The sequence below is a fragment of the Streptomyces sp. NPDC096136 genome (assembly GCF_044763325.1).
Taxonomy (GTDB): Bacteria; Actinomycetota; Actinomycetes; order Streptomycetales; family Streptomycetaceae; genus Streptomyces.
The window spans coordinates 360,275-385,895 of the sequence record NZ_JBIWFZ010000003.1; the positions used below are offsets into that span (position 1 = coordinate 360,275).

Here is a 25,621-nt window from a genome sequence, read left to right on the forward strand (position 1 = left end):
GGCGGGGGCGGACGCAAAGGGGCCCGGGCGCGGGGTCGCGCCCGGGCCCTGGGCCGGGGTGGTGCGGTCAGGCGTCCCGGTTGGTGCGGGGGCGGCCGCGGGGCGGGATCGGGGCGGCGCCGCCCGGGAGGCGGCCCGACTCGGACAGGGCCCGGCGGAGCAGGAACTCGATCTGCGCGTTCGCGCTGCGCAGCTCCTCCCCGGCCCAGCGCGCGAGGGCGTCGTACACCTGCGGGTCGAGCCGCAGCAGCACCTGCTTGCGCGCCTGCCGCCCGGCGCGGGCGGGCCTGGGCTCGTCCGCCGGGTCCGCGTCCTCGGGCCGGGGGCCGCCGACGGGGGTCACTGGTAGAGGGTGCCCGTGTTGACGACCGGCTGGGCCGCGCGGTCGCCGCAGAGGACCACCATCAGGTTGGAGACCATGGCGGCCTTGCGCTCCGGGTCCAGGTCCACGATCTCCTCCTCGGCCAGCCGGGTCAGGGCGAGCTCCACCATGCCCACCGCGCCCTCGACGATCTGCTTGCGGGCCGCCACGACCGCACCGGCCTGCTGGCGCTGGAGCATCGCGGAGGCGATCTCCGGAGCGTACGCGAGGTGGGTGAACCGCGACTCTATGATCTCCACGCCCGCCGCCTCGACCCGGAGGGCCAGCTCGGCCGCGAGCTTCTCGGTGATCTCCTCGGCGTTGCCGCGCAGCGACAGGCCGCCTTCGTCGTGGGCGTCGTAGGGGTACTCGATCGCGATGTGCCGGACGGCGGCCTCGGTCTGCGTCTCGACGAACTCCGTGAAGTCCTCGACCTCGAAGACCGCCCGCGCGGTGTCGGCGACCCGCCACACCACGACGGCCGCCAGCTCGATCGGGTTGCCGTAGGCGTCGTTGACCTTCAGGACCGCCGTCTCGTGGTTGCGGACGCGGGTGGAGATCTTCTCGCGCGAGGTCAGGGGGTTGACCCAGCGCAGTCCGTCCGTGCGGATGGTGCCCCGGTAGCGGCCGAACAGCTGGACCACGCGGGCCTCGCCCGGGGCCACCGTGTTCAGCCCGCTCATGGCCATCACGGCGGCCAGCACGAGCAGGATGCCGAGCGGGATCAGGGCCGCCTTCGTCGCCGTCGCGGCCGCCGAAGCGCCGAGGGCGATCACGCCGGCGCCGACCACCGCACCCACCAGCCCCGACAGCAGCGCGAGCCCGCCGCCGACGCTGTTCGCCGCGAACTCCCGTACACCGACCGGTCGTTCGTCCGTCACCGCGGCTGTCATGGATTACCCCCGTTTGGTCCGTCGCGTCCGGTCGTGGTCGGCCGGAACGTCTAGCAAAGTGATATCACTTTTTGCGGTGACCGCAACCCTTCCGGCATCGTGGGCGTCGGTTCCATTGGAGTGGGTGCTGATTCTCACGTCCGAATTGACCGGTATTGATCAGGGTTAGTCAACCTTTGTCACAGCCTGCGGTGTTAGTTTTCTGAGCTGACGTCGGGGGGGTAATCGAGCGGAGCGGGAGCGATGGGCCGAGCAGATGCGCGACGGGCGCAGCAGCAGCGCGGTGGGCGGAAGGCGCCGACCGGGCGTGCCGCCGGGCGCGCGGGCAAGCCGACCGGGAAGAAGCGCAGCGGCATACGTCGCTTCTTCACCTGGAAGACGATCCTCGGGACCTTCCTCGGCGGGATCCTGCTCCTCATAGCCGGCGCGGTCGCCCTCTACTTCTCCGTGGACGAGCCGACCGACCCGAACAAGACGGCGGTCCTCCAGAGCAACACCTACAAGTGGGCCGACGGCTCGGTCATGGCCCGTACGGGCAAGATGAACCGCGAGATCGTCTCGATCGACAAGATCCCGGAGGACGTCCGGACGGCCTTCATCGCGATCGAGAACAAGACCTTCTACAAGGACCGGGGCGTCGACTTCGTGGGTGTGGCCCGCGGTGTCTTCAACACCCTCCGCGGCAAGGGCACGGCCGGCGGTTCGACGATCACCCAGCAGTACGTCAAGAACTACTACCTGACCCAGGACCAGTCGGCGACCCGCAAGCTCCGCGAAATGGTGATCTCGCTCAAGGTCGACCAGCGCATGGAGAAGGACGACATCCTCGCCGGCTACCTGAACACCAACTTCTACGGACGCAACGCCTACGGCATCCAGGCCGCAGCCCAGGCCTACTACGGCGTGGACTCCAACAAGCTCACCCTGGAGCAGGGCGCCTACCTGGCCGCCGTCATCCAGGCGCCCAGCCAGTACGACTGGGCCACCGCGGGCCCCAACGGCAAGAAGCTGGCCCTGATCCGCTTCAACGCCGTCCTCGACAACATGGTCGAGATGGGCAAGCTCGACAAGGCCAAGCGCGACACCCTGAAGTTCCAGGAGCCCATCAAGCCCAAGCCGCAGCCCGGCATGGACGGCCAGAAGGGCTACCTGATGCAGGCCGCCAGGGCGGAGATGAGCCGCCAGGGCATCAAGGAGGCCGACATCGCGGCCGGCGGCTGGACGATCACCCTCAACATCGACAAGAAGAAGCAGGCCGCGCTGGAGAAGGCCGTCGACGAGGAGCTGGAGTCCAAGCTCGACCGCAAGAACGTCAAGGACCGCCCCCAGGACCAGAGCGTCCAGGCCGGTGCCACCTCCGTGGACGCCAAGACGGGCAACATCGTCGCCATGTACGGAGGCGTGGGCCTGACCGAGAAGGCCGAGAGCAACGCCCTGCGCACCGACTACCAGCCGGGCTCCACCTTCAAGCCGATCGTGCTGGCCACCGCCCTGGAGACCGGGGCGAAGACCCAGGACGGCCGTCCGATCACCCCGAACGCCCTCTACGACGGCACCAGCAAGCGCCCCGTGGTCGGCAGTGACACGCCCTTCGCCCCGCAGAACCAGGACGACATCAACTACGGCGACCCGATGCTCACGGTCCAGGAGGCCACCAACTCCTCCGTGAACTCGGTGTACGCGCAGATGATCGTGGACGCCAAGCCGCAGGAGGTGAAGAAGACCGCCATCTCCCTCGGCATGCGCGACCGCGAGGGCTGGCCGGCCGACAAGCCCGCCATGTCGCTCGGCACCATGAGCGCCAACACCGTCGAGATGGCCGGCGTCTACGCCACCTTCGGCAACCACGGCAAGAGGGTCACCCCGACCATCGTCAAGAGCGCCGACCACGTCGACGCCCAGTACAAGCCGGTCAGCCCCATCGGTGCCCAGGTCCTCAAGCGCGAGACCGCCGACACCGTCACCAAGGTCCTGACCGGCGTGGTCCAGGACGGCTCCGGCAAGGCCGTCCGCAGCGACGCCTACCAGGCCGCGGGCAAGACCGGTACCACCGAGTCCAACGTGGCCGCCTGGTTCACCGGCTACACCCCGGAGCTCGTCACCGTCGTCGCGATGTTCGGCGAGGACCCGAACTCGCACGGCCAGGTCACCCTGACCGGTACGGCCGGCAAGGGCCGTGCGGGCGGTTCCAGCTTCCCCGCGCAGATCTGGCAGGCGTACACCACGGCCGTGCTCAAGGGCGTCAACACGGGCGAGTTCGACCTGTCGGACGCGAAGATGGGCACCCCGGTCGGCCCGACCCGCACCGCCGTCCCCTCCAGCGGCCCCTCCGGCTCCGTCAGCCCGACGCCGTCCAGCTCCGGCACCCGCCCGACGGGCACCCCGGACCCCTCGGGCAGTGGCACCGGCAAGCCGGACCCGTCCTCGTCGTCGAAGAACCCGACGCCGCCGACGAAGGGCCCGACGCCGCCGACGGGCGACCCGCAGCCGCCGACGAAGAAGCCGTCGCCGCCGGCGCCCGGCCCGGACCTGTTGCAGTAGGCACGAGAACACCGCCGCCCCGCAGCGAGAACGCTGCGGGGCGGCGGTGTTCTGTACGCCCTCGGGCTCAGCGCCGGTCGTGCGCCCCCGGCAGGGACAGCTCGAACCAGACCACCTTGCCGCTGCTCAGCCGGGTCGCGCCCCAGCGCCGCGCCATGCGGTTGACCAGGAACAGGCCGCGCCCGCCCTCGTCGGTCTCCCGCGCCCGGCGCTGGCGCGGCAGCTGCGGGGAGTCGTCGCCGACCTCGCAGCGCAGCACGTCCGTACGCAGCAGACGCAGGGTCACGGGCCGTTCGGCGTACCGGACGGCGTTCGTGACCACCTCGCTGACCAGCAGCTCCAGCGAGTCGCTCAGCTCCTCCAGCCCCCAGCGGGCCAGGGCGCGCCGGGCGAACCGGCGGGCCCGGCCCGGAGCGGTCTCCTCCGGGTCCAGGAACCAGTACGCCACGTCGCTGGGCGCGATCCCCTCGAAGCGGGCCGCGAGCAGGGCGATGTCGTCGTCCCGGTCGCCCGGGCCGAGCATGTCCAGCACGTCGTCGCAGAGGGCCTCCAGCGGCGGCGAGTGGTCCAGCCCGGTCAGCTGCGCGGTGGTGGCGAGCCGTTCGCGCAGCTGGTCGATGCCCGTCCACACGTCCCGCAGCCGGGACTCCACCAGCCCGTCGGTGTACAGCAGCAGCGTGGCCCCGGCCGGGGCGTCCAGCTCCACGGCCTCGAAGTCCACCCCGCCGACCCCGATGGGGGCGCCCGGCGGGACGCGCAGCACCTCGGCGCGGCCGCCCAGGTGCAGCAGGACCGGCGGCGGGTGGCCGGCGTTGGCGATGGTGATCCGGTGCGAGACCGGGTCGTAGACCGCGTACAGGCAGGTGGCCATCCGGTCGGAGCCGAGCCGCTGGGCCTGCTCGTCCAGGTGGTGCAGCACCTCGGCCGGGGGCAGGTCCAGCTGGGCCAGGGTCTGCGCGGTGGTGCGCAGCTGGCCCATGATCGCGGCGGAGGTCATGGAGTGGCCCATGACGTCGCCGACGACCAGCGCGACCCGGCTGCCGGGCAGCGGTATGGCGTCGTACCAGTCGCCGCCCACCCGGGCCGTCTCGGCGGCGGGCAGGTAGCGCGAGGCCAGCCGCACGCCGGTGGGCTGGGGCAGGCCGTCGGGCAGCATCGTGCGCTGGAGCTCGTCGGCGATGTAGGCCTCGCGGCCGTAGAGGACGGCCTTGTCGATCCCGAGCGCGGTGTGCGTGGCCAGCTGGGCGGCGACGAGCAGGTCGTTCTGTTCGAAGGCGTCCCGGTCCGGGGTGCGCAGGAACACCGCCGCGCCGATCACGCGCCGGCGGCCCCTCAGCGGGGCGAGGATGGCCCGCTGGCCGCGCGGCACCGGATGCTCGGCGCCCAGCAGCTCGGGCAGCGCGTCGCGGGCGCCGCGGGCCGACCCGAACACGGGCCGTACGCCGCGCAGCACCTCGGCGAGGGCCCCTCCGGGCCGGATCTCGCACAGCTCCGCCGCGGGCAGGTCGCCCTGCGGGCCCACCAGCGGCAGCTGGCTGAAGTCGAGTTCGCCGGCGCCCCCCGCGGCTCCGGCGGCCTCGCCGCCGTCGGCCAGGCCCAGATCGTCGATCGGGCGGAGCCGGTCGGTGCGGCGCAGCCTTAAAACGACCGGGCCGACGGGCCGCTCGTCGCCGACGGGCAGCGGGTCGCGCAGGTAGACGAGGATCGCGTCGGAGAAGGTGGGAACGGTCGCCCGGCACAGGCCGAGCACGATCTCGTCGAGGTCGATGCCGCGGGCGATCCGGCGCGTGGCCGCGCCGACGAACCGCAGCCGGTCGCCCTCGCGCCGGGCCGCGCCCGCCTCGGCGGGGCCGTGGCCCGGGCCGCCCGCGCCCGGTCCCGGCGGCGCCTGCGTCCCGGCCGCGGCGGCGGCCTCGTCGGCCCGGCCCGCGTTGCGGGCGGCCCCGCCGTCCCGCGACCGCGCGCCCTCGGGGTCCGAGTCCGCGGGGCCGTGGCCGGAGGAGCCCTCGCCGGCGGTGCCGCGCGGGCGCGGGAAGTCGGCATGCGTGCGTACGGCCTCGGCGGCCGCGATGGGGGCCTTGCCGTGGCCGAGCTCGTCCGTACCTCCGCCGGGGGCGACGGTGGGCTGCGGGCCCTCCTGGGAGGTGGGGTACTCCGTCACGCGTGGAATTCCGTCCGTTTGCGCTCGATGTGCGCTGCACTCAACTCGGTCAGTCGCGGTATACCCGCTCAGCGGCGGGGGCACCACCACCCCCGGGTTCCGCGTCCCGCTCGTTACCTTTCCGCCGCGTCGACCTCCGGTCAAGTCCCGGTCGCCGCAGGTCATTTACGGGAGCGGGACCGGGATGGCCCCCCGCGTACGACCGGCGGAGGACGATCCTACGTTTGAACCCCGGGGGCGCATCAAGGGTCTCATGACGTCATATGCGCCGGGGTGCGGTCCCAGTCCTCGGGCAGAACCGGAACTTCCCAGGCCGGATCGGGCCTCCAGTCCTCCCAGCCGTCGCAGAACGGAGGCCCCCAGGCCTTGACGACCTCCAGTGCCGCACGGCCCGCCTCCTCCACGCGCCGCGCCCGTTCCGGGCCGACCAGCCCGATCCGCCGCGCCTGTGCGAACTCGTCCTCGTCCAGCCACTTCCAGCCGCGGTCCGGGTGGACGGCGATGTCCAGGAAGTGGTCCACCGAGTCCACCCCGCCCGCCCAGCGGGTCTGCGGCTCCTCCAGGTTCACGTACCAGTTCCTGAACACCCAGCCGTGGTCCCAGAACAGCCATACGGACCAGGGCTCCCCGGGCCGGACCAGCTTGAGCACCCCGGTGCCGAACCAGCGTGCCCGCTGGGTGGTGCGCACGGCGGTGTAGCGGGTGGCGAGGGGCTCCTCGTGCACGGAGGTGCCGTCGGCGAGCACCGGCTTGACGCATTCGGTGCCCGGCGCCATCCAGGCCGCGAGCAGCTCGTCGGTGTCCTGGACCACGGTCACCGGGCGGGCGATGTGCACCCGGCCCTCCAGTCCGGGCTCCTGGCCGAGGTAGCGCCAGAGGATCCGGTCGCCGGGCGCCCAGCGCACGCCGTCCGCCGCGCCCGCCGCCGCGGGGTGCGCCGCGTCGCTCCCGGGCCTGAAATCACCTGTCATGCGCAGATCTTAGGGCGGCACCCCTCCGGGACGCTGCGGTGCAGGTCACGGAGGGGCCCGGGGGATGCGAACGACCGGATCCGGCCCCTGCCGGGAAGGCCGGGCGCGGGTCCGGCGCGGGTCAGGGGCGGGTCAGGGGCGGGTCATGCGCAGGACGTCCAGCGCCTCGTCCAGCTGCCGGAGCGTCAGCGCGCCCCGGTCGACGTAGCCGGACTCCAGGACGACCTCCCGGATGGTCTTGCGCTCGGCGAGCGAGCGCTTGGCGACCTTGGCGGCCTCCTCGTAGCCGATGTAGCGGTTCAGCGGGGTCACCACGGAGGGCGAGGACTCGGCGTACTCCCTGGCCCGCTCGGCGTTGGCGGTGATCCCGTCCACGGTGCGGTCGGCCAGCAGGCGGCTCCCGTTGGCCAGCAGGCGGATCGACTCCAGGAGGTTGCGGGCCATGACCGGGAGCATCACGTTGAGCTCGAAGTTGCCGGCCGCGCCCGCCACGGCGACCGCCGTGTCGTTGCCCGTCACCTGCGCGGCGATCATCAGGAGGGCCTCGGGGACGACCGGATTGACCTTCCCGGGCATGATCGAGGACCCCGGCTGGAGATCCGGCAGATTGATTTCGGCCAATCCGGTGCGCGGCCCGGAGGCCATCCAGCGCAGGTCGTTGCAGATCTTGGTGAGCGAGACGGCGATCGTGCGCAGCATCCCCGAGGTCTCCACCAGCGCGTCCCGCGCGCCCTGGGCCTCGAAGTGGTCGCGGGCCTCGGTCAGCGGCAGCCCGGTGGCCCGCGCCACCTCGGCGATCACGGCCGCCGAGAACCCGGGCGGGGTGTTGATCCCGGTGCCGACGGCGGTACCGCCCAGCGGCAGCTCGGCCAGCCTCGGCAGGGCGGCGTGCAGGCGCTCGATGCCGTAGCGGACCTGGGCGGCGTACCCGCCGAACTCCTGGCCCAGGGTGACCGGGGTGGCGTCCATCAGGTGCGTGCGCCCGGACTTGACCACCTCGGCGAACTCGGCGGCCTTGCGCTCCAGGGCCAGCTCCAGGTGGCGCAGGGCCGGGACCAGGTCGTGGGAGACGGCGGCGGTGGCGGCGATGTGGATGGACGAGGGGAAGACGTCGTTGGAGCTCTGCGAGGCGTTGACGTGGTCGTTGGGGTGGACCTCGCGCCCGAGCCGCTCGGTGGCCAGGGTGGCGATCACCTCGTTGGCGTTCATGTTGGACGAGGTCCCGGAGCCGGTCTGGAAGACGTCGACCGGGAAGTGCTCGTCCCAGCGGCCCTCGGCGACCTCGGCCGCGGCGGACCGGATGGCGTCCGAGGTCTCCTCGTCCAGCACCCCGAGCTCCGCGTTGACCAGGGCGGCGGCCGCCTTGATCCGGGCCAGGGCCTCGATGTGGGCGCGTTCGAGGCGCTGCCCGGAGAGCGGGAAGTTCTCCACGGCGCGCTGGGTCTGGGCGCGCCATCTGGCGTGCGCGGGCACCCGTACCTCGCCCATGGAGTCGTGCTCGGTCCGGAACTCCGCTGACTGCTGATCGTCGGTCATCTCCACATCCTCCTCAGAAAGTTGAGCAATTGTCTTGTTCAGACTGTTCCCATCTCCCCTACCGGCCAGTAAATACCGGGGGTAACACCGCTATCGGGGAGGCAGTACATGGCTCGTTCTCAAGCGAAACCCAGGCTCAGATGTACATTCGCCGCGGTCGCGGCGATCGCGGCCGCCCTCGGGGGCGTCTCCGCCGTCACCCCCGTGGCCGAAGCGGCACCCGCCGCATCCGGCTCGATCACGCCCCTCCCACCGGAACTCGAAGCCATCCGCGCCGCCGAGGCCACCAAGATCTACGGGGACCCGGCGATCCGCCCCGTCGCCGAGCGCAAGACCGGGCTCATCTCCCTCGGCGACAGCGAGATCTCCGGCGAGGGCGTCGGCAACTACGACCCCGCCACCAACACCCCCGCCAACCAGTGCCACCGCTCGCCGGACTCCGCGATCCACCGCACCGGCATCCCGGCCGACCTGACCTTCAACGTCGCCTGCTCCGGCGGCTACACCGGAAACATCCGCATCGGCGGCAGCAAGCAGTACGCCGACGAGCTGGTGCAGAGCGACAACCTGGCCGTCAAGGCCCGCAACACGAAGATCAAGATGGTGCTGCTGGTCGCCGGCGCCAACGACGACCTCCAGTTCGGTCCCGTCATGACCGACTGCGTCACCCGCTGGGTGCTCAGCCAGGGCACCTGCGAACCCAAGTACGGGCCCGGCTGGCAGGCCCGCGTCGACGGGCTGCGCCCCAAGGTCGAGGCCACCATCGGCGACCTCAAGACCGTCATGCGCGACGCCGGCTACGCCGACTCCGACTACAAGCTCGTCGTGATGGGCTACCCGAGCCCCATCGGCCCCGACTTCAACGACAACCCGAACTTCCCCGGCAAGCTCCCCGGAGGCTGCGCCGGCTACGACTCCGACGCCGCCTGGGGCCGCAACTACGCCGTCCCCGCCTTCGAGAAGGGCATGCGCGCCGCCGCCCTCGCCGCCGGCGCCACCTACCTGGACAACTCGCGGCTCTTCCACGGCCACGAGGTCTGCATGGAGGACACCTGGGCCCGCGGCCTCTACCTCGACCTCGGGGACCACTTCCCCTGGGACGAGAACACCGCCCGCCAGTCCTTCCACCCCAACTACCGCGGCCACGGCGCCTTCGCGTCCTGCCTCACCCAGCTCTACGCCTCCGGGCTGCGCGAGGCCTCCTGCGCCGACCCCGCCGGCACCGGCACCCCGGTCCTCCAGGCCGGAGCCTGGGACGACCTCTACAAGCCCCTCAAGAACGAGGCCACCGGCAACTGCCTCGACTCCTTCGGCGGCTCCAGCGCGAACGACACCAAGGTGGTCGGCTGGGACTGCCACGGCGGACGCAACCAGGGCTGGTGGTACGACGCCGCGAACAAGTCCGTCCACGTCGAACTCAGCCAGGACCGCTGCCTCGACGTCACCGGCGCCGACTACCGGGCCGGCACCGGCCTGATCCTCTGGAACTGCCACGGCGGCGCCAACCAGCAGTTCGTCCGCGACGGAGCCACCCTGCGCCCCGCCGCCGCCCCCGGCATGTGCCTGACCGTCGCCGCCGCCCACGAGCAGCTGCGCCTGCAGCCCTGCAACGGATCGGCGAGCCAGCGCTTCGCGTAGCCCCGGCCCCGACCCCTCACCGCCACCGGACCCCCCACACCCGGCCGGACCTTCCCGGCCGGGTGTTCCCTGTCCGCAACGGCAGGTACCGAACGCACGTCCGCGGCCCCGGTGGTCGCCCCCGGTGGTCCGCGGCCCCGCTCAGAGCGCCGCGAGCTGCTCGCGCACCTCGCGGGGCCGGTTGGTGATGATCGTCTCCACCCCGAGCCGGACGCACAGCTCCACGTCCGCGGGCTCGTCCACGGTCCACACCCGCACCCGCAGCCCCTTGGCCTTCAGCCGCCCCACCAGCCCCGGGTCCTTGCGCACCAGGTCGATCCCCGGACCGGCGTGCCCCGCGAAGGGCGGCCGCGGGGCGCGCAGCCGCCGCTCGATCAGGTGGACGGCGGGCAGCCCGGGCGCCAGCCGGTGCAGCCGGGCCAGCGCCGTGCGGGAGAAGCTCATCACCTCGACCCGGCCGTCGGACCCGTCCACGAGCCCGTGCTCCCTCAGCACCCGCACGAGCTCGGCCTCCAGGCGGCCCCCGGCCCGGGTGGGGTGCTTGGTCTCCACGGCCAGCCCGACCGGCCGGTCCGCCGCCAGGGCCTCCTTGAGCAGGTCCTCGAAGAGCAGCACCCGCGCACCCCGGTGCGCCTCGCCCTTCCAGCCGCCGAAGTCGAACGCGGCCAGCTCCTCGTACGTCAGCTCCGAGACCACCCCGCGCCCGTCGGAGGTCCGCTCCACCGTCCGGTCGTGCACGCACACCAGCCGCCCGTCGGCGCTGAGCCGTACGTCGCACTCCAGGGCGTCGGCCCCGTCGGCGATGGCCTGCCGGTAGGCCTCGATGGTGTGCTCCGGGTGCTCGTGTGAGGCCCCCCGGTGCGCGACCACGCGGACGGCGCGGGCGGTGCGGGTGGTACGGGGGGACGACGTCGTCGGTGCCATGCGGGAATCCTTGCGAACCGGGATGAACGGCCAGGTGCGGGCCTGTGACCCCGACGTTAACCCGGCGCGGGCCCGGTCACGCCCGGTCACGCCCGGCACGCCGTCACGGCTTCGCGGGGCGCGGGGCCAGGGGCGCCGGGGTGACCTTGAAGCCGCCCTCGACCACCTCCGTGAAGGGGGCCGGGGCCATGCAGGTGCCCACGCGCGGTTCGGACGCCGAGCCGTCGGGCTTCACGTCCACGTTGGCGATGCCCCACGAGAAGCCGACGCGGTCCGGGGCGCCGTGCTCGCCGTCCTGGACGCTGATGCCGATCCGCTTGCCCTCCCAGCCGACGTTCGAGGAGGTCACCACCGCGGTGATCGTCGCCGTCTTCCCGGCGGTGACCAGGCAGTCCACTTCCGCCTCGGCGACGCCGGTGAAGTTCCGGTCGGGCATGGCGTGGTAGACCGTCACCTTGCCGCGCGCGTCCACCGGCATGCCCTGCTCCCCGCCCTCGCCCTGGAAAGGCCGGCTCCAGGGGACCTGTTCCGCGTCGACCGTGAAGCGGATGTCGTGCTCCTCGGGCACGTACGGGAAGGCGACCTTCCCGCCTCCGTGCACCGAGGCGGGCTTGTGCGCGGTGGGGTTCGCGGGCGCCGGAGCGGCGGCGACCAGCGTCGCGACGAGGGCGGCGGAGCCGGCCAGGGCGAGGGCGCGCGTACGGTTCTTCATGGTGGACTCCCGTTTCGAAGAGGCTGTCCCGCTGACGCGAACAGCCTCGCCGGAACCCCCTGGCCAGGACGTCTACCGCCGGACCGACATCCGAGAGGCCCCCTCCCCCACACGGGGGAGGGGGCCTCGGCACACCGGTCTACGGCACGTGACGGCGAAGGGCCCGCACCGCCCGGTGCGGGCCCTTCTCGTTGCTACAGGCCCGGGCCGCGGACCGGGATGTGGGTGAACGTGGGCTCCGGGGCCGGGTTCTGGAAGAAGTCGTTGCCCTTGTCGTCCACGACGATGAACGCCGGGAAGTCCTCGACCTCGATCTTCCAGACCGCCTCCATGCCGAGCTCCTCGTACTCCAGGACCTCGACCTTCTTGATGCAGTCCTGCGCCAGGCGGGCCGCCGGGCCGCCGATGGAGCCCAGGTAGAAGCCGCCGTGCGCGCCGCACGCGTCGGTCACCTGCTGCGAGCGGTTGCCCTTGGCCAGCATGACCTTGGAGCCGCCCGCCGCCTGGAACTGCTCGACGTAGGAGTCCATGCGGCCGGCCGTGGTCGGGCCGAAGGAGCCGGAGGCGTAGCCCTCGGGGGTCTTGGCCGGGCCGGCGTAGTACACCGGGTGGTCCTTGAGGTACTGCGGCATGCCCTCGCCCGCGTCCAGCCGCTCCTTGATCTTGGCGTGCGCGATGTCGCGGGCCACGACCAGGGGTCCGGTCAGGCTCAGGCGGGTCTTGACCGGGTGCTCGGTGAGCGTCGCCAGGATGTCGTCCATCGGCTGGTTCAGGTCGATGCGGACCACGTCGGCCGTCTCGTCCAGGTGCTCGTCCGTGGTCTCCGGCAGGAAGCGCGCCGGGTCGGTCTCCAGCTGCTCCAGGAAGACGCCCTCGGCGGTGATCTTCGCGACGGCCTGGCGGTCGGCGGAGCAGGACACCGCGATGGCGACCGGGAGGGAGGCGCCGTGGCGCGGGAGGCGGACGACGCGGACGTCGTGGCAGAAGTACTTGCCGCCGAACTGGGCGCCGATGCCGATCTTCTGGGTCAGCTCGAAGACCTGCTGCTCCAGGGCCTCGTCGCGGAAGCCGTGGCCGAGCGCGGAGCCCTCGCGGGGGAGCTCGTCCAGGTAGTGGGCGGAGGCGTACTTGGCGGTCTTGAGCGCGTGCTCGGCGGAGGTGCCGCCGACGACGATCGCCAGGTGGTACGGCGGGCAGGCGGCCGTGCCGAGCGAGCGGATCTTCTCCTCCAGGAACTTCATCATGGAGGCCTCGTTGAGGACCGCCTTGGTCTCCTGGTAGAGGAAGGACTTGTTGGCCGAGCCGCCGCCCTTGGCCATGAAGAGGAACTTGTACGCGCCGCCGTCGGTCGCGTAGAGCTCGATCTGCGCGGGCAGGTTCGATCCGGTGTTCTTCTCCTCCCACATGGTCAGCGGGGCCATCTGCGAGTAGCGCAGGTTCAGCCGGGTGTAGGCGTCGTAGATGCCGCGGGAGAGGGCCGCCTCGTCGCCGCCCTCGGTGAGGACGTTCTGGCCGCGCTTGCCCATGACGATCGCCGTGCCCGTGTCCTGGCACATCGGCAGCACGCCGGCCGCCGCGATGTTGGCGTTCTTGAGCAGGTCGAGGGCGACGAACTTGTCGTTCGCGCTCGCCTCCGGGTCGTCGATGATGCGGCGCAGCTGGGCCAGGTGCGCGGGGCGCAGGAAGTGCTGGATGTCGTGGACGGCCTCCTCGGCGAGCTTGCGCAGCGCCTCCGGCTCGACCTTGAGGAACGTACGCCCGTCGGCCTCGAAGGTCGAGACGCCCTCGGAGGTCACCAGCCGGTAGGGGGTGGTGTCCTCGCCCAAGGGCAGCAGGTCGGTGTACGCGAACTCCGGCATGGTGGCCAATCCTCACTCGGCAGACAGCGCTGACGCCCGATTTGGCAGCGCGGCTATCCAGCGTAGAACCTCCCGGCGCGGCCTCGTCTGTGAGGTAAGGCTCACCGACCAGTATCGCGATCTATCGTGTCTCGCTATGCTGGCCGTCGTGGACCTGGAAAAGCACCCCGCCGCCCCTGCCCCCGCGCCCGCTCCAGGGGCGCCCGCCGCCCCGGCCGCCGGCGGGCTGCGCGCCTCCGACGCCGACCGTGACCGGACCGCGCAGATCCTCTCCGACGCCCTCGCGGAGGGCCGGCTGACCGCCGAGGAGCACTCCGAGCGCCTGGACACCCTCTACGCGGTCAAGACGGTGGGGGAGCTGGAGGTGCTCGTACAGGACCTGCCGGCCGGAGCCGCCGCCGCTGCCGCCGCGCACCGGTCCGCCGCTCCGGTCCCCTCCGCGCCGGGCGTCGGCCCGGTCGAGTCGGTGGTGGCCGTGTGCAGCAGCTCCGCCCGCAAGGGCCGCTGGCGTCCCGGCGCGCACACCCGCGCCGTCTCCGTCATGGGCGACATCACCATCGACCTCACCGAGGCCGTCTTCGAGCAGCAGGTCACCGAGTTCAACGTGGTCTCGGTCCTCGGCAACGTCGAGGTCCTGGTCCCGGAGAACGTCACCCTGCGCGGCTACGGCAGCGGGGTCCTCGGCAACTTCGAGGTGCACGGCGAGGGCGCGACCGCCGACCCCCGGGCACCGATCGTGATCGTCCGCGGCTTCGCCCTGCTCGGCAACATCGAGGCGCGCGCCAAGCTCGGAGCCCGCCTGGTCGACCTCGCGGAGAAGATGCGCAAGCGGCTCGGCTGAGCCGTCCGCCGGGCCCGCCCGCGGGTGGTTGGGTTTCGGACGATCCTCGGCGGGCACGCCGCGCCCGGTGCATACGGGCACGCGCAGCGGGTAGGGACAGGTGCATCGTCTCTCGCTCGCGTACACGTCGTCAGGAGTAGACCGTGCCGCATCCGCCGCATCAGTCCCTGCAGGCAGCCCTCCAGAGTCTTCAGACGCGCCCGGTCGCCGTGCCGAGGCCGCGGGTGCCGGCGAGGGAAGAGGAGGACGGGCCCTGGCACACGGAGGCGGTGTGCCGCAGGGACGAGGCGGGGCTCTTCTTCGCGCCGTCCAAGGAGCCGACCGCGGCCCGGCTGGCCCGCGAGGAGGCCGCCAAGCGGGTCTGCGCCCGCTGTCCCGTGATGGTCGCCTGCCGGGAGCACGCCCTGCTCCAGCCCGAGCCGTACGGCGTCTGGGGCGGTCTGACCGCCGCCGAGCGGCGGGTGGTGCTGGGTCGCAGGAGGCGCCGCGCCGCCGAGCTGCTGCCCGGCGCGCCCGGGCCGGTCGCCGCGGCGGGCTGACCCGCACCGGGCCGGCCCGTACCGGAGACGACTGAGGGGCGGCCCCCCGCACAGGGGCCGCCCCTCGGGCGTGCCGTCGCCGGCAGCGGGTCCCGCTACTGGGCGCGGCCCAGGGAGATGCCGCTGTAGGCGCGCAGCTTCGACAGGCGGTGCGTGGAGTCGATCTGCCGGATCGTGCCCGACTTGGAGCGCATGACCAGCGAGGACGTGGTCGCGGTCTCCGAGCGGTAGTGGACGCCGCGCAGCAGCTCGCCGTCCGTGATGCCGGTCGCGACGAAGAAGACGTTCTCGCCGGAGACCAGGTCGTTGGTGGTCAGGACGCGGTCGAGGTCGTGGCCCGCGTCGATGGCCTTCTGGCGCTCGGCCTCGTCCTTCGGCCAGAGCTTGCCCTGGATGGTGCCGCCGAGGCACTTTATGGCGCAGGCCGAGATGATGCCCTCGGGGGTGCCGCCGATGCCCATGAGCAGGTCCACGCCGGTGCCCTCGCGCACCGCCATGACCGAGCCGGCGACATCGCCGTCGGAGATGAACTTGATCCGGGCGCCGGTCTCGCGGATCTCCTTGACGATGCCCTCGTGGCGGGGGCGGTCCAGGATGACGACCGTGACGTCCTCGGGGGCGATGCTCTTGGCCTTGGCGACCCGGCGGATGTTGACCGAGACCGGGGCGTTGATGTCGACGAAGTCGGCGGCCTCGGGACCGGTGACGAGCTTGTCCATGTAGAACACGGCGGACGGGTCGAACATCGTGCCGCGGTCGGCGGCGGCCAGGACGGCGATGGCGTTCGGCATGCCCTTGGCGTTCAGGGTGGTCCCGTCGATCGGGTCCACGGCGATGTCGACCTCGGCGCCGGTGCCGTCACCGACGTGCTCGCCGTTGAAGAGCATCGGGGCTTCGTCCTTCTCCCCCTCGCCGATGACGACGACGCCGTTCATCGAGACGGTGGAGATCAGGGTCCGCATCGCGTTGACCGCGGCGCCGTCGGCGCCGATCTTGTCGCCACGGCCGACCCACCGGCCCGCGGCGAGTGCCGCAGCCTCGGTGACCCGTACGAGTTCCAGGGCGAGGTTGCGGTCGGGCGAGTCGGGGGCTACTTCGAGCTGGGGCGGCAGGTTGTGCTCGGTCATCGGAGCGCACCTTTCTGTACGACGACGGCCGGGAGTGTGAGGGTGCTGAAACTCTATCGGTTCGTCGACATATTGAGCAGAGCGGGTCACGTATGAGCGGATTATCGGTCATCCCGTCCGGCTGAGCGGACGCGCCGCGCCCCTCGCCGGCCGCCCGCCCGGGCCGCCACGCCCACCCCGGCGGTGATCGCCGTCGGCCATGCGGGACGATGGTGGGGTGGCAGGTATGAAAGGCAAGCAGACGGTCTGGGACATGGTCCGGTCGCTGGCGGTGATCGGTGTCGTGGTGGCGGGGATCTACATCTTCATCCCGCACGACGACAAAGCCGACCCGACGCGCACGGTCGACTACCGGGTGGAGACCCTCACGGCCCGGCGCGCGGCCCCGTACCCGGTGGCGGCCCCCGTGGGCCTCCCGGAGCAGTGGCGGGCCACGTCGGTGACGTTCGAGCGCAAGAACGCCAACGCCTGGCACCTGGGCTTCCTGGACCCGGAGCAGCAGTACGTGGCGGTCGAGCAGTCCACGGACGCCTCGAAGAAGAACCTGGACCGGCTCACCCAGAAGGCCGCGCCCACCGGGCAGACCCAGCAGGTCGGCGACCGGGCGTGGGAGCGCTGGGACGGCGAGAAGTACGACGCGCTGGTGCGCCAGGAGCAGGGCTACGTCACGGTGGTCACCGGGACGGCCTCCTTCGAGCGGCTGGGCGCGATGGCGGCGGCGCTGGAGTTCAAGCAGGGCCAGTAGGCCGGCAGGGGCCCGCTGGGTCCTGCGTGCGGCAGGGCCGCCAGGGCCGCGACGGGGCCGGGAGGCCCCCGCGCGCCTGCCGCGGCGGACGACGCGAGAAGGCCGCCCTCCCCGGGGGAACCGGGGAGGGCGGCCTTCTGCGCGTTTCCGTCGGGCCGGGGCTCAGACGGTGGTGATGACCTCGTCGTAGGACAGGCGCGGCGAGCGGGGGTGGAAGGCGTCCTCGCCCGGCTTGCCGATGTTGACGACCATCAGGGCGGAGTGGTCGCCGTCGAGGAACTCCTTGTTGATGCCCTCGAAGTCGGCACCGGTCATCGGGCCGGCGGCCAGGCCGGCGGCGCGCACGCCCACGATGAAGTACGCGGCCTGCAGCGCGGCGTTCATGCCGGCGAAGCGCTCGCGGTTCGGACGCTCGGTGAAGAAGCCCTTGACCTGCGGGTAGTGCGGCAGGAGGGTGTCGAACTCCTCGTGGAACTCGTTGTCCGCGGAGAGGATCGCGACCAGCGGGGCGGCGGCGGTCTTGGCCTTGTTGCCGTCCGACATCAGGTTCACCAGGCGCTCGCGGGCCTCGGCCGAGCGGACCAGGGTCACGCGCAGCGGGGTCGCGTTGAAGGCGGTCGGGCCGTACTTCACCAGGTCGTAGATGGCCTGGACCTGCTCGTCGGTCACCGGCTCGTCGGAGAACGAGTTGGCGGTGCGGGCCTCGCGGAACAGCAGGTCCTGAGCAGCGGCGTCGAGCACGAGAGACATCGGTAAGCCTTCTTCTGTACGGAGGTGAAGCGGTACCCCGACCTTAGGACAGAAGTAGATGAAATTTCAACTACTTGCCCGTGGCGGTGATCCGGATCACTCCTCGCGGCCGTCCCCGCCGGCCGCGTCCGCCGCCTCCCGGGCGGCCAGCGCCGAGTCCAGCCGGGCGCGGGCGCCCTCCAGCCAGTGGCGGCAGACCCGGGCCAGCTCCTCGCCGCGCTCCCAGAGCGCGAGCGACTCCTCCAGCGAGGTGCCGCCGGCCTCCAGCCTGCGCACCACCTCGACGAGTTCGTCGCGGGCCTGCTCGTAGCCCAGCGCGGTATCGGTCTCAGACATTCCCGTGTCCCATCGTAGATGTGTGTTACAGCGATTTCGTTGCCGGAACGTGTCAGTCCGTACGCTCTGCACCGGTTCCCGAGCGGGCCTCCAGCACGGTCACCGCGAACTCGCCCTCCGCCACCCGCGCGCGCAGCTCCTCGCCCGGCGCGACCTCCCCCGGAGCCCGCACCACGTGCCCGTCCGACCTCTGGAGCACCGCGTACCCGCGCTCCATCGTGGCCGCCGGCGACAGCGCCACCACCCGGGCGCGCGTGTGCTCCAGCTCCGACTCCGCCCGGTCCAGCAGGTGCCCCAGCGTGCGCCGGCTGCGGGCCAGCAGGGCCTCCAGCTCGTCCTCCCGGGTCTCCACCATCCGCTGCGGATGCACGAACACCGGACGCGCGAGCGCGTGCGCCAGCCCCCGCTCCTCCCGCTCCAGCAGCCCCCGCAGCGCCCGCAGCCCCCGCCCCTGGAGCTGGCGCACCCGCTCCAGTTCCTCGCCGACGTCCGGGACGACCTTCTTCGCCGCGTCCGTCGGCGTCGAGGCCCGCAGGTCCGCCACCAGGTCCAGCAGCGGGGAGTCCGGCTCGTGCCCGATCGCCGAGACCACCGGCGTACGGGCCGCCGCGACCGTCCGCACGACCTCCTCGTCGGAGAACGGCAGCAGGTCCTCCACGCTGCCCCCGCCCCGCGCCACGATGATCACGTCGACCTCGTCCAGGGCGTCCAGCTCCTTGACCGCCCGCACCACCTGGGGCACCGCGTGCACCCCCTGCACGGCCACGTTGCGCACCTCGAAGCGCACCGCCGGCCAGCGCCGCCGGGCGTTCTCCAGCACGTCCCGCTCGGCCGCCGAGGCCCGCCCCACCACCAGGCCGATCAGCTGCGGCAGGAACGGCAGCGGCTTCTTGCGCTCCAGCGCGAACAGCCCCTCCGAGGCCAGCGACCGCTTGAGCCGCTCCAGGCGCGCCAGCAGCTCCCCGATGCCGACGGGCCGGATCTCCGTGACCCGCAGCGACAGCTGGCCGCGCGGGGCGTACCACTCCGGCTTCGCCAGGACGACGACCCGCGCACCCTCCGCGACCACGTCCGCGACCTCGTCGAAGACCTGCCGGAAGCAGGTGACGCCGACCGAGATGTCGTGCGACGGGTCGCGCAGCGTCAGGAACACCACCCCCGCCCCCGGCCGCCGGGACAGCTGCGTGATCTGCCCCTCCACCCACACCTGGCCCAGCCGGTCGATCCAGCCCCCGATGAGCCGGGACACCTGACCGACCGGCAGCGGCGCCTCCGCCGACGTATTCAGACCCATGCAGGCAGGCTAACCGCCGACGCTGACAGCGTCTCAGGCGCCGGGCAGGGTGTCGGAGCCCGCGCGCCCCCGCTGGAAGAACAGCACCCCCAGCCCCACCGCCAGCCACACCGCCCCCACGGCCTGCGCCGCCGGAGAGGCCTCCACGATCACCGCCACCGTCACGGCCGCGCCCAGCACCGGAACCACCAGGTGCCTGCCCCAGCGCGGCGCACCCTCCGCCCGCCGCACCACGAACCAGCCCACCACCGAGGCGTGCAGCAGGGTGAACGCCACCAGCGCCCCGACGTCCACCACGGAGACCAGGTGGTCGAGCCCGTCGTCGCGCCGCGCCGCCCACACCGCCGCCACCAGCGTCACTCCCGCCGCCACCAGCAGCGCCGCCCTCGGCGTACCCCCCCAGGTGCGGGCGAGCACCCCCGGCAGCCGCCGCTCCCGGGCCATCGCGAACAGCAGCCGCCCGGCCGCCGCCTGCCCGGCCAGCGCCGCGAACGCCGCCCCCACCGCCTTGCTCACCGCCACCAGGTCGTGCAGCCAGCCCCCGACCGAGGCCTCCACCGCCGTGTAGAAGGCCGGCCCCTGCAACGCCGGGTCCGCCGCCAGCTCCGCCGCCGAGAACGGGGCCAGCAGCGCCGCCAGATAGGTCTGCGCGACGAACAGCACCCCGGTCAGCGCCAGGCAGAACAGCACCGCCCGGGCCACCCGCGCACCGCCCCCCGTCACCTCCTCCGCGAACGAGACGATGGCGTCGAAGCCCAGGTACGACAGCACCGCCACCGACACCGCCCCCACCACGGCCGCCGCCGAGAAGTCCAGCGAGCCGTCGCCGGCCAGCGGCGAGAGCCAGCCGCGCCGCGCCCCGTCCCGCACCAGTACCGCCACCGCCGACACCAGGAAGACCAGCAGCACCACGAGCTCCATCGCCAGCACCGCGAAGCCCACCCGCGCCGCCGCCCGCACCCCCCACAGGTTCAGCAGGGTCGTCACGGCCACCGCCAGCGCCGTCCACGCCCACCGCGAGACCTGCGGCACCAGCGCGTTCATCGCGATCCCCGAGAACAGGTACGCCACCGCCGGGATCAGCAGGTAGTCGAGCAGCGCCATCCACCCCGCGACCATCCCCGCCCCCTCGCCCAGCCCCTTGCGGGCGTAGGTGAAGACCGACCCCGCCTGCGGGGCCACCCGCACCATCTGCGCGTACGAGAACGCCGTCAGGCCCATCGCGACGGTCGCGGCGAGGTAGACGAGCGCGACGGCCCCGTGCGACTTCGCGTCCAGGGTGCCGAACACCCCGACCGGGGCCATGGGCGCGATGAAGAGCAGCCCGTACACCACCAGGTCGCGGAAGCCCAGGCTCCGGCGCAGCGCCGGGGGCGCGGCCGTACCGGGATCCACAGCGGCTGCCATCGTTCCTCCGGGGGGCCGTGGGGACGGACGTTCGACCCAGTCTCTGCCGGACGGGGGACGTCCGGCCTCCTGGAGCCCCCCGTACGATGGAGCGTATGACTGCCCCCGCACCCGCTTCCCGCCGCGTCCTGCTCGCCGCCCCGCGCGGCTACTGCGCGGGCGTGGACCGCGCCGTGATCGCCGTCGAGAAGGCCCTCGAGCAGTACGGCGCCCCGGTCTACGTCCGGCACGAGATCGTGCACAACAAGTACGTCGTCCAGACGCTGCAGAAGAAGGGCGCCATCTTCGTCGAGAAGACGGAGGAGGTCCCGCCGGGCAACATCGTGATGTTCTCCGCGCACGGCGTGGCGCCCGTGGTGCACGAGGAGGCGGCGCGCGGCCGGCTCGCGACGATCGACGCGACCTGCCCGCTGGTCACCAAGGTCCACAAGGAAGCGATCCGGTACGCCAACGAGGACTTCGACATCCTCCTCATCGGCCACGAGGGCCACGAGGAGGTCATCGGCACCTCCGGCGAGGCCCCGGACCACATCACGATCGTCGACGGCCCCGACGACGTGGCCAAGGTCGAGGTCCGCGACGAGTCCAAGGTCGTCTGGCTCTCCCAGACCACCCTCTCCGTCGACGAGACGATGGAGACGGTCGACGCGCTGAAGACGAAGTTCCCGCTGCTCGTCTCCCCGCCCAGCGACGACATCTGCTACGCCACCTCGAACCGCCAGGCCGCCGTCAAGGCGATGGGCTCCGCGGCCGACCTGGTCGTCGTCGTCGGCTCGAAGAACTCCTCGAACTCCATCCGCCTCGTCGAGGTCGCCCTCGACGCCGGCGCCCGCGCCGCGCACCTGGTCGACTTCGCCGCCGAGATCGACGAGGCCTGGCTGGAGGGCGTCACCACGGTCGGCCTGACCTCGGGCGCCTCGGTGCCGGAGGTCCTGGTCGAGGAGGTCCTGGAGTGGCTGGCGGAGCGCGGCTTCGCCGACGTGGAGATCGTCAAGACCGCCGAGGAGTCGATCACCTTCTCGCTGCCCAAGGAACTGCGCCGCGACCTGCGCACCGAGGCGGCCGAACTGATGGCCGCGGGCTCCGACGAGTAGCCCGCGCGGCGGCGCGTTCGTACCGTGAGTCCATGCAGATCTTCGGAGTGGACATCGGCGGTACGGGGATCAAGGGCGCTCCCGTGGACCTGGACCGCGGCGAGCCGGCGCAGGAGCGCCACAAGGTACTGACACCACATCCGGCCACCCCCGAGGGGGTGGCCGGAGGCGTCGTCGAGGTCGTCCGGAACTTCTCCTGGGACGGGCCGGTCGGCGTCACCTTCCCCGGAGTGGTCACCCACGGCGTGACCCGGACGGCCGCCAACGTCGACAAGGCCTGGATCGGCCTGGACGCGGCGTCCCTGCTCTCCGAACGGCTCGGCGGCCGCCCGGTCACCGTCCTCAACGACGCCGACGCGGCGGGCGTCGCGGAGATGACGTACGGGGCCGGGCGCGGGGCGGCGGGCACGGTCCTCCTCCTCACCCTGGGCACGGGCATCGGCAGCGCCCTCTTCCGCGACGGCCGGCTCGTGCCCAACACCGAGCTGGGCCACCTGGAGCTCAAGGGCCACGACGCCGAGACCCGGGCCTCGGTCAAGGCCAAGGAGGACGGGGACCTCAGCTGGGAGCGCTGGGCCCGCCGGCTGGAGAAGTACCTGGCGCACCTGGAGATGCTCTTCTCCCCGGACCTGTTCATCCTCGGCGGCGGCGTCAGCCGCAAACCGGAGAAGTTCCTCCCCCTCATCGAGAACGTCCGCGCCGAGATCGTCCCCGCGAAGCTCCAGAACAACGCCGGCATCGTGGGAGCGGCGATGGCGGCGCGGGACGGGCTCACGCGGTAGGGGGTACCGGTCGGGGTCAGCAGGCGGCGCTGCTGCTCCCGCGCCGGGCCGCGGCGGCCCGGCGCCGCCCGCTCAGCGCGGCGCGGCGCGCCAGCGCGATCAGGCCCGCGACCAGCGTCCCCGCGTACAGCCACCCGGCGTGCAGGGACAACGCCGACACCACCCCCATGAGCTCCCCGCCGAAGCCGCCGGAGCCGCCCGACACGGGCCACACTCCGGCGGCGAAGGCGATCGGCACGCACACCGGCGCGGTGATCAGGTCAGCCGGGCGCACCCACAGGGCGGTCGCGGCGGCCACGGGCAGGAACAGCAGCCCGTACACGAACAGCGAGGAGTCGAACAGCAGCCAGGCGATCCCGGCGACCAGCAGCATCGCCACGCAGGCGAACAGCCCGCCGCCGAGCCCGGTCAGCCGCGGCCGCGGCATCCGCCGGGCGGGGGCCGGGACGGGGGGCCGGGGGCGCCGCGCCGCCTGTGCGGGCACCTGGGGGTGACGTACCGAACGCGTCCTGTATCGCTCCACCCCACCAACCTAGGCGCGACCCCGCGCCCAGCCCGCCCGGACACGCGTACAACCACGTGCGCGCTCATAGGAAAGTAAACTGTCCGACGGCCCACTCCGGGCCGCCGCCCCCACTCAGCTACGGGAAGTCGCCAACGTGTCGCTCACGATCGGAATCGTCGGCCTGCCGAATGTCGGCAAGTCGACCCTGTTCAACGCCCTGACCAAGAACGACGTACTGGCGGCCAACTACCCGTTCGCCACCATCGAGCCGAACATCGGCGTCGTCGGCGTCCCGGACCAGCGCCTCGCCGTCCTGGCCGGGATCTTCGGCTCGCAGCGCGTCCTCCCGGCCACGGTCGACTTCGTCGACATCGCCGGCATCGTGCGCGGCGCCTCGGAGGGCGAGGGCCTGGGCAACAAGTTCCTCGCGAACATCCGCGAGTCGGACGCGATCTGCCAGGTCATCCGCGCCTTCAAGGACGAGAACGTCGTCCACGTCGACGGCAAGGTCTCGCCCAAGGACGACATCGAGACGATCAACACCGAGCTGATCCTCGCCGACCTCCAGTCCATCGAGAAGGCGATCCCCCGCCTGACGAAGGAGTCGCGCCTCCAGAAGGACAAGGTCGCGGTCCTGGCGGCGACCGAGAAGGCCCAGAAGATCCTGGAGAACGGAGACACCCTCTTCTCCCAGGGCATCACCAAGGGCACCGAGCAGGGCGACCTCCTGCACGAGCTGCACCTGCTCACCACCAAGCCGTTCCTCTACGTCTTCAACGTCGACGAGGACGAGCTGACGGACGACGCCTTCAAGGCCGCGCAGTCCGCGCTGGTCGCCCCGGCGGAGGCCATCTTCCTCAACGCCAAGCTGGAGGCGGACCTCGCCGAGCTGGACGACGAGGAAGCCCTGGAGCTCCTCCAGTCGGTCGGCCAGGACGAGCCGGGCCTGGCCACCCTCGGCCGCGTCGGCTTCGCCACCCTGGGCCTCCAGACGTACCTGACGGCCGGCCCGAAGGAAACCCGCGCCTGGACGATCAAGCAGGGCGCCACGGCCCCCGAGGCGGCCGGCGTCATCCACACCGACTTCCAGCGCGGCTTCATCAAGGCCGAGGTCATCTCCTTCGCGGACCTGGTCGACTGCGGCTCGGTCGCCGAAGCCCGCGCGAAGGGCAAGGCCCGCATGGAGGGCAAGGACTACGTCATGCAGGACGGCGACGTGGTCGAGTTCCGCTTCAACGTCTGATCCACCTGTTGCCGCACGCTGGGTAATCCGTCGAGCGGGCAGGCCAGAAGGGGTCGACTCCTGCGGGAGTCGACCCCTTCGTCGTCACCGTGCTGGATGGGTGCCGGATATTCAGCCGTCGGACGGATCAGCCGGCGTCAGGTGTCGCAGGCGGTGGAGCGATGCACGACGTGTACCACCCAGACCACGAGCTCCCCGTTGTCGTCGATCGTGTAGACGACCCGGTAGTCCCCGACTCGCAGTCGACGGCGTTCCGGCTGCGATACGAGCGCGGTCGTGTTGAAGCCGAGGGGGGTCGCTCTCCAGCTCGGTCAGCTTGGCGAGGATGCGCAGTGCCATGTCGCGGGGGATCTTCCGAAGCTCGGCCTGTGCCTCGGGTCGGAAGACGGTCCGGTACTCACTCACCGCGCGCCAACGCCTCCCGCTTCTTCGGTGGAGCGGGGCGGGCGGCCTTTCGTTACGCGGTGGGGAAGTGGTTCAGCAGGGCGCCCCACGTCTGTGGGCCGATCTGGCCGTCGGCGACGATGCGGGCCTCCTGCTGGAAGGCCCGGGTGGCGGCCAGCGTCAGCGGTCCGAAGACGCCGTCGACGGGGCCGGGGTCGTCGCCGTGGGCCAGCAGCAGGCCCTGGGCGTTCTTGACGTCCTGGCCCTGGGCGCCCTGTTCGAGCGTCGGGTTCGGGACGGACGCCTGGCCCAGCTGCACGCGGCCCCAGACCGCCGGGCGGTCCGCCGCCTCGGCGAGGACGCAGAACCAGAGGGTGGCGAACCCGCCCCGCCGGACGGCGAGCAGGTCGCCGGGGCGGCCGGTCGCCGGCGGGGCGTCCAGTGACGGGACCAGCCGGACCTGCGCGGCGCCGGCCGACGAGAACTCCCCGCCGCGTCCGTCACCGCTGGTCCCCGACACCCCGGCCCCGTGTCCGCTCTCGCCCAGGACTCCGGTGCCGTCCCCGCCGTGTTGCGCCAGGTCTCCCGTGGGGAGGGTCGGCAGGAACTCGATGCGGCTCTGGCCCACGACCCCGGGCGCACCGCGCAGCCCGACGCCGAAGACGCCTCCCGAGTTCTCGGGACGCCGTACGAAGCCGAGCACTCCGGCGAAGCTCCGGCCGATGCCGTGCACGCCGTAGGCGTCGCCGTCGCCGAACACCCCGGTCCGGTCCACTTCGGGCTGTCGGTCCGACTCCTGGCCGGCCGCCAGGCTCTCCCCGTACACGCCGCACGAGGTTCCGACGACGTTGACTCCGTGGACGGTGTCCGTCGACTTCGTGGAGAACCCGGCGCGGGGGAACCCGGCGCCGGTGAAGGAGGGCCCGGTCGCCGTGAATTGGTCGTCGTGAGCCATCGCCGCACCTCCTGGGTGGCATG

The 25,621-nt window shown here is 72.3% G+C and carries 23 protein-coding genes and 1 pseudogene; 8 read left to right on the forward strand and 16 right to left on the reverse strand.

Annotated elements, in window-relative coordinates:
- Positions 1-67: 67 nt before the first annotated feature.
- Positions 68-343: a hypothetical protein gene (locus ACIRBY_RS07995; RefSeq protein ID WP_403897653.1), complete on the reverse strand. Its 276-nt coding sequence runs from the start codon at positions 341-343 to the stop codon at positions 68-70.
- Positions 340-1,254 carry an SPFH domain-containing protein gene (locus ACIRBY_RS08000; protein ID WP_403897655.1) on the reverse strand — a complete coding sequence of 305 codons (915 nt, stop codon included), beginning with the start codon at positions 1,252-1,254 and terminating at the stop codon, positions 340-342. The genes ACIRBY_RS07995 and ACIRBY_RS08000 overlap by 4 nt, the downstream gene beginning before the upstream one ends.
- Before the next feature lie 243 nt (positions 1,255-1,497).
- On the opposite strand from ACIRBY_RS08000, the gene ACIRBY_RS08005 reads away from it, so the two are divergent.
- A complete protein-coding gene (locus tag ACIRBY_RS08005; protein WP_403897657.1) occupies positions 1,498-3,795 on the forward strand; it encodes a transglycosylase domain-containing protein in 2,298 nt (765 codons plus the stop codon).
- 67 nt (positions 3,796-3,862) lie between these two features.
- Here ACIRBY_RS08005 and ACIRBY_RS08010 read toward each other — a convergent pair whose 3' ends face one another.
- The 3 genes from ACIRBY_RS08010 to ACIRBY_RS08020 all read right to left on the reverse strand — a co-directional run bounded on the left by ACIRBY_RS08010 (position 3,863) and on the right by ACIRBY_RS08020 (position 8,463).
- On the reverse strand, positions 3,863-5,956 hold the full coding sequence (locus tag ACIRBY_RS08010) for a SpoIIE family protein phosphatase (RefSeq protein WP_403897660.1): 2,094 nt from the start codon (positions 5,954-5,956) through the stop codon (positions 3,863-3,865).
- Positions 5,957-6,207: 251 nt separating this feature from the next.
- Positions 6,208-6,927 (reverse strand): DUF402 domain-containing protein, encoded by a 720-nt coding sequence (locus tag ACIRBY_RS08015; RefSeq protein ID WP_403897663.1) that lies wholly within the window; start codon positions 6,925-6,927, stop codon positions 6,208-6,210.
- A 132-nt stretch (positions 6,928-7,059) separates the two neighbouring features.
- Positions 7,060-8,463: a class II fumarate hydratase gene (locus ACIRBY_RS08020; protein ID WP_403897666.1), complete on the reverse strand. Its 1,404-nt coding sequence runs from the start codon at positions 8,461-8,463 to the stop codon at positions 7,060-7,062.
- Positions 8,464-8,571: 108 nt separating this feature from the next.
- Between ACIRBY_RS08020 and ACIRBY_RS08025 the strand changes: the two genes are divergently transcribed.
- Positions 8,572-10,101 carry a ricin-type beta-trefoil lectin domain protein gene (locus ACIRBY_RS08025; protein WP_403897670.1) on the forward strand — a complete coding sequence of 510 codons (1,530 nt, stop codon included), beginning with the start codon at positions 8,572-8,574 and terminating at the stop codon, positions 10,099-10,101.
- Between the two features lie 141 nt (positions 10,102-10,242).
- Here the strand turns inward: ACIRBY_RS08025 and ACIRBY_RS08030 are convergent, their stop codons facing one another.
- The 3 genes from ACIRBY_RS08030 to ACIRBY_RS08040 all read right to left on the reverse strand — a co-directional run bounded on the left by ACIRBY_RS08030 (position 10,243) and on the right by ACIRBY_RS08040 (position 13,596).
- Positions 10,243-11,025, reverse strand: a complete 783-nt coding sequence (locus ACIRBY_RS08030) for a glycerophosphodiester phosphodiesterase (protein ID WP_403897673.1) — start codon at positions 11,023-11,025, stop codon at positions 10,243-10,245.
- Positions 11,026-11,128: 103 nt separating this feature from the next.
- Entirely contained in the window at positions 11,129-11,737 is a 609-nt protein-coding gene (locus ACIRBY_RS08035) for a hypothetical protein (RefSeq protein ID WP_403897676.1), read from the reverse strand.
- A 194-nt stretch (positions 11,738-11,931) separates the two neighbouring features.
- Complete coding sequence (locus ACIRBY_RS08040) at positions 11,932-13,596, reverse strand: fumarate hydratase (protein WP_403897679.1); 1,665 nt, start codon at positions 13,594-13,596, stop codon at positions 11,932-11,934.
- A gap of 148 nt (positions 13,597-13,744) precedes the next feature.
- On the opposite strand from ACIRBY_RS08040, the gene ACIRBY_RS08045 reads away from it, so the two are divergent.
- Together ACIRBY_RS08045 and ACIRBY_RS08050 are read left to right on the forward strand one after the other, a co-directional pair.
- Positions 13,745-14,437 carry a DUF1707 domain-containing protein gene (locus tag ACIRBY_RS08045; protein WP_403897683.1) on the forward strand — a complete coding sequence of 231 codons (693 nt, stop codon included), beginning with the start codon at positions 13,745-13,747 and terminating at the stop codon, positions 14,435-14,437.
- A gap of 143 nt (positions 14,438-14,580) precedes the next feature.
- Positions 14,581-14,976, forward strand: a complete 396-nt coding sequence (locus ACIRBY_RS08050; RefSeq protein WP_403897686.1) for a WhiB family transcriptional regulator — start codon at positions 14,581-14,583, stop codon at positions 14,974-14,976.
- Between the two features lie 95 nt (positions 14,977-15,071).
- Here ACIRBY_RS08050 and glpX read toward each other — a convergent pair whose 3' ends face one another.
- Entirely contained in the window at positions 15,072-16,103 is a 1,032-nt protein-coding gene (gene glpX / locus ACIRBY_RS08055) for a class II fructose-bisphosphatase (RefSeq protein ID WP_079429574.1), read from the reverse strand.
- Between the two features lie 226 nt (positions 16,104-16,329).
- On the opposite strand from glpX, the gene ACIRBY_RS08060 reads away from it, so the two are divergent.
- Entirely contained in the window at positions 16,330-16,848 is a 519-nt protein-coding gene (locus ACIRBY_RS08060; protein ID WP_403898237.1) for a DUF4245 domain-containing protein, read from the forward strand.
- Between the two features lie 162 nt (positions 16,849-17,010).
- Here ACIRBY_RS08060 and ACIRBY_RS08065 read toward each other — a convergent pair whose 3' ends face one another.
- The 4 genes from ACIRBY_RS08065 to ACIRBY_RS08080 all read right to left on the reverse strand — a co-directional run bounded on the left by ACIRBY_RS08065 (position 17,011) and on the right by ACIRBY_RS08080 (position 20,635).
- Positions 17,011-17,598 carry a malonic semialdehyde reductase gene (locus tag ACIRBY_RS08065; RefSeq protein WP_042815071.1) on the reverse strand — a complete coding sequence of 196 codons (588 nt, stop codon included), beginning with the start codon at positions 17,596-17,598 and terminating at the stop codon, positions 17,011-17,013.
- Between the two features lie 96 nt (positions 17,599-17,694).
- Positions 17,695-17,934 carry an exodeoxyribonuclease VII small subunit gene (locus tag ACIRBY_RS08070; protein WP_403897691.1) on the reverse strand — a complete coding sequence of 80 codons (240 nt, stop codon included), beginning with the start codon at positions 17,932-17,934 and terminating at the stop codon, positions 17,695-17,697.
- A 52-nt stretch (positions 17,935-17,986) separates the two neighbouring features.
- The gene (xseA, locus tag ACIRBY_RS08075) at positions 17,987-19,228 is read right to left on the reverse strand and encodes an exodeoxyribonuclease VII large subunit (protein ID WP_403897694.1); all 1,242 of its coding nucleotides are present in this window, start codon (positions 19,226-19,228) and stop codon (positions 17,987-17,989) included.
- 33 nt (positions 19,229-19,261) lie between these two features.
- Positions 19,262-20,635 (reverse strand): APC family permease, encoded by a 1,374-nt coding sequence (locus ACIRBY_RS08080; protein WP_403897697.1) that lies wholly within the window; start codon positions 20,633-20,635, stop codon positions 19,262-19,264.
- An 86-nt stretch (positions 20,636-20,721) separates the two neighbouring features.
- Here ACIRBY_RS08080 and ACIRBY_RS08085 point away from each other — a divergent pair, with 86 nt between their 5' ends.
- Positions 20,722-21,729: a 4-hydroxy-3-methylbut-2-enyl diphosphate reductase gene (locus ACIRBY_RS08085; RefSeq protein WP_403897700.1), complete on the forward strand. Its 1,008-nt coding sequence runs from the start codon at positions 20,722-20,724 to the stop codon at positions 21,727-21,729.
- Positions 21,730-21,761: 32 nt separating this feature from the next.
- Positions 21,762-22,511: a polyphosphate--glucose phosphotransferase gene (ppgK, locus tag ACIRBY_RS08090; RefSeq protein ID WP_403897702.1), complete on the forward strand. Its 750-nt coding sequence runs from the start codon at positions 21,762-21,764 to the stop codon at positions 22,509-22,511.
- A 16-nt stretch (positions 22,512-22,527) separates the two neighbouring features.
- Here the strand turns inward: ppgK and ACIRBY_RS08095 are convergent, their stop codons facing one another.
- Positions 22,528-23,034 (reverse strand): DUF6542 domain-containing protein, encoded by a 507-nt coding sequence (locus ACIRBY_RS08095; protein WP_403897706.1) that lies wholly within the window; start codon positions 23,032-23,034, stop codon positions 22,528-22,530.
- Positions 23,035-23,170: 136 nt separating this feature from the next.
- Between ACIRBY_RS08095 and ychF the strand changes: the two genes are divergently transcribed.
- Positions 23,171-24,259, forward strand: coding sequence for a redox-regulated ATPase YchF (gene ychF, locus ACIRBY_RS08100; RefSeq protein ID WP_403897709.1), 1,089 nt, complete (start codon positions 23,171-23,173; stop codon positions 24,257-24,259).
- Between the two features lie 137 nt (positions 24,260-24,396).
- On the opposite strand, the pseudogene ACIRBY_RS08105 reads toward ychF, so the two are convergent.
- Both ACIRBY_RS08105 and ACIRBY_RS08110 read right to left on the reverse strand, forming a co-directional pair.
- Positions 24,397-24,664 (reverse strand): annotated as a pseudogene (locus tag ACIRBY_RS08105) (type II toxin-antitoxin system RelE/ParE family toxin).
- Positions 24,665-24,716: 52 nt separating this feature from the next.
- Positions 24,717-25,598, reverse strand: coding sequence for a peptidoglycan-binding protein (locus tag ACIRBY_RS08110; protein WP_403897712.1), 882 nt, complete (start codon positions 25,596-25,598; stop codon positions 24,717-24,719).
- Between the last annotated feature and the right edge of the window lie 23 nt (positions 25,599-25,621).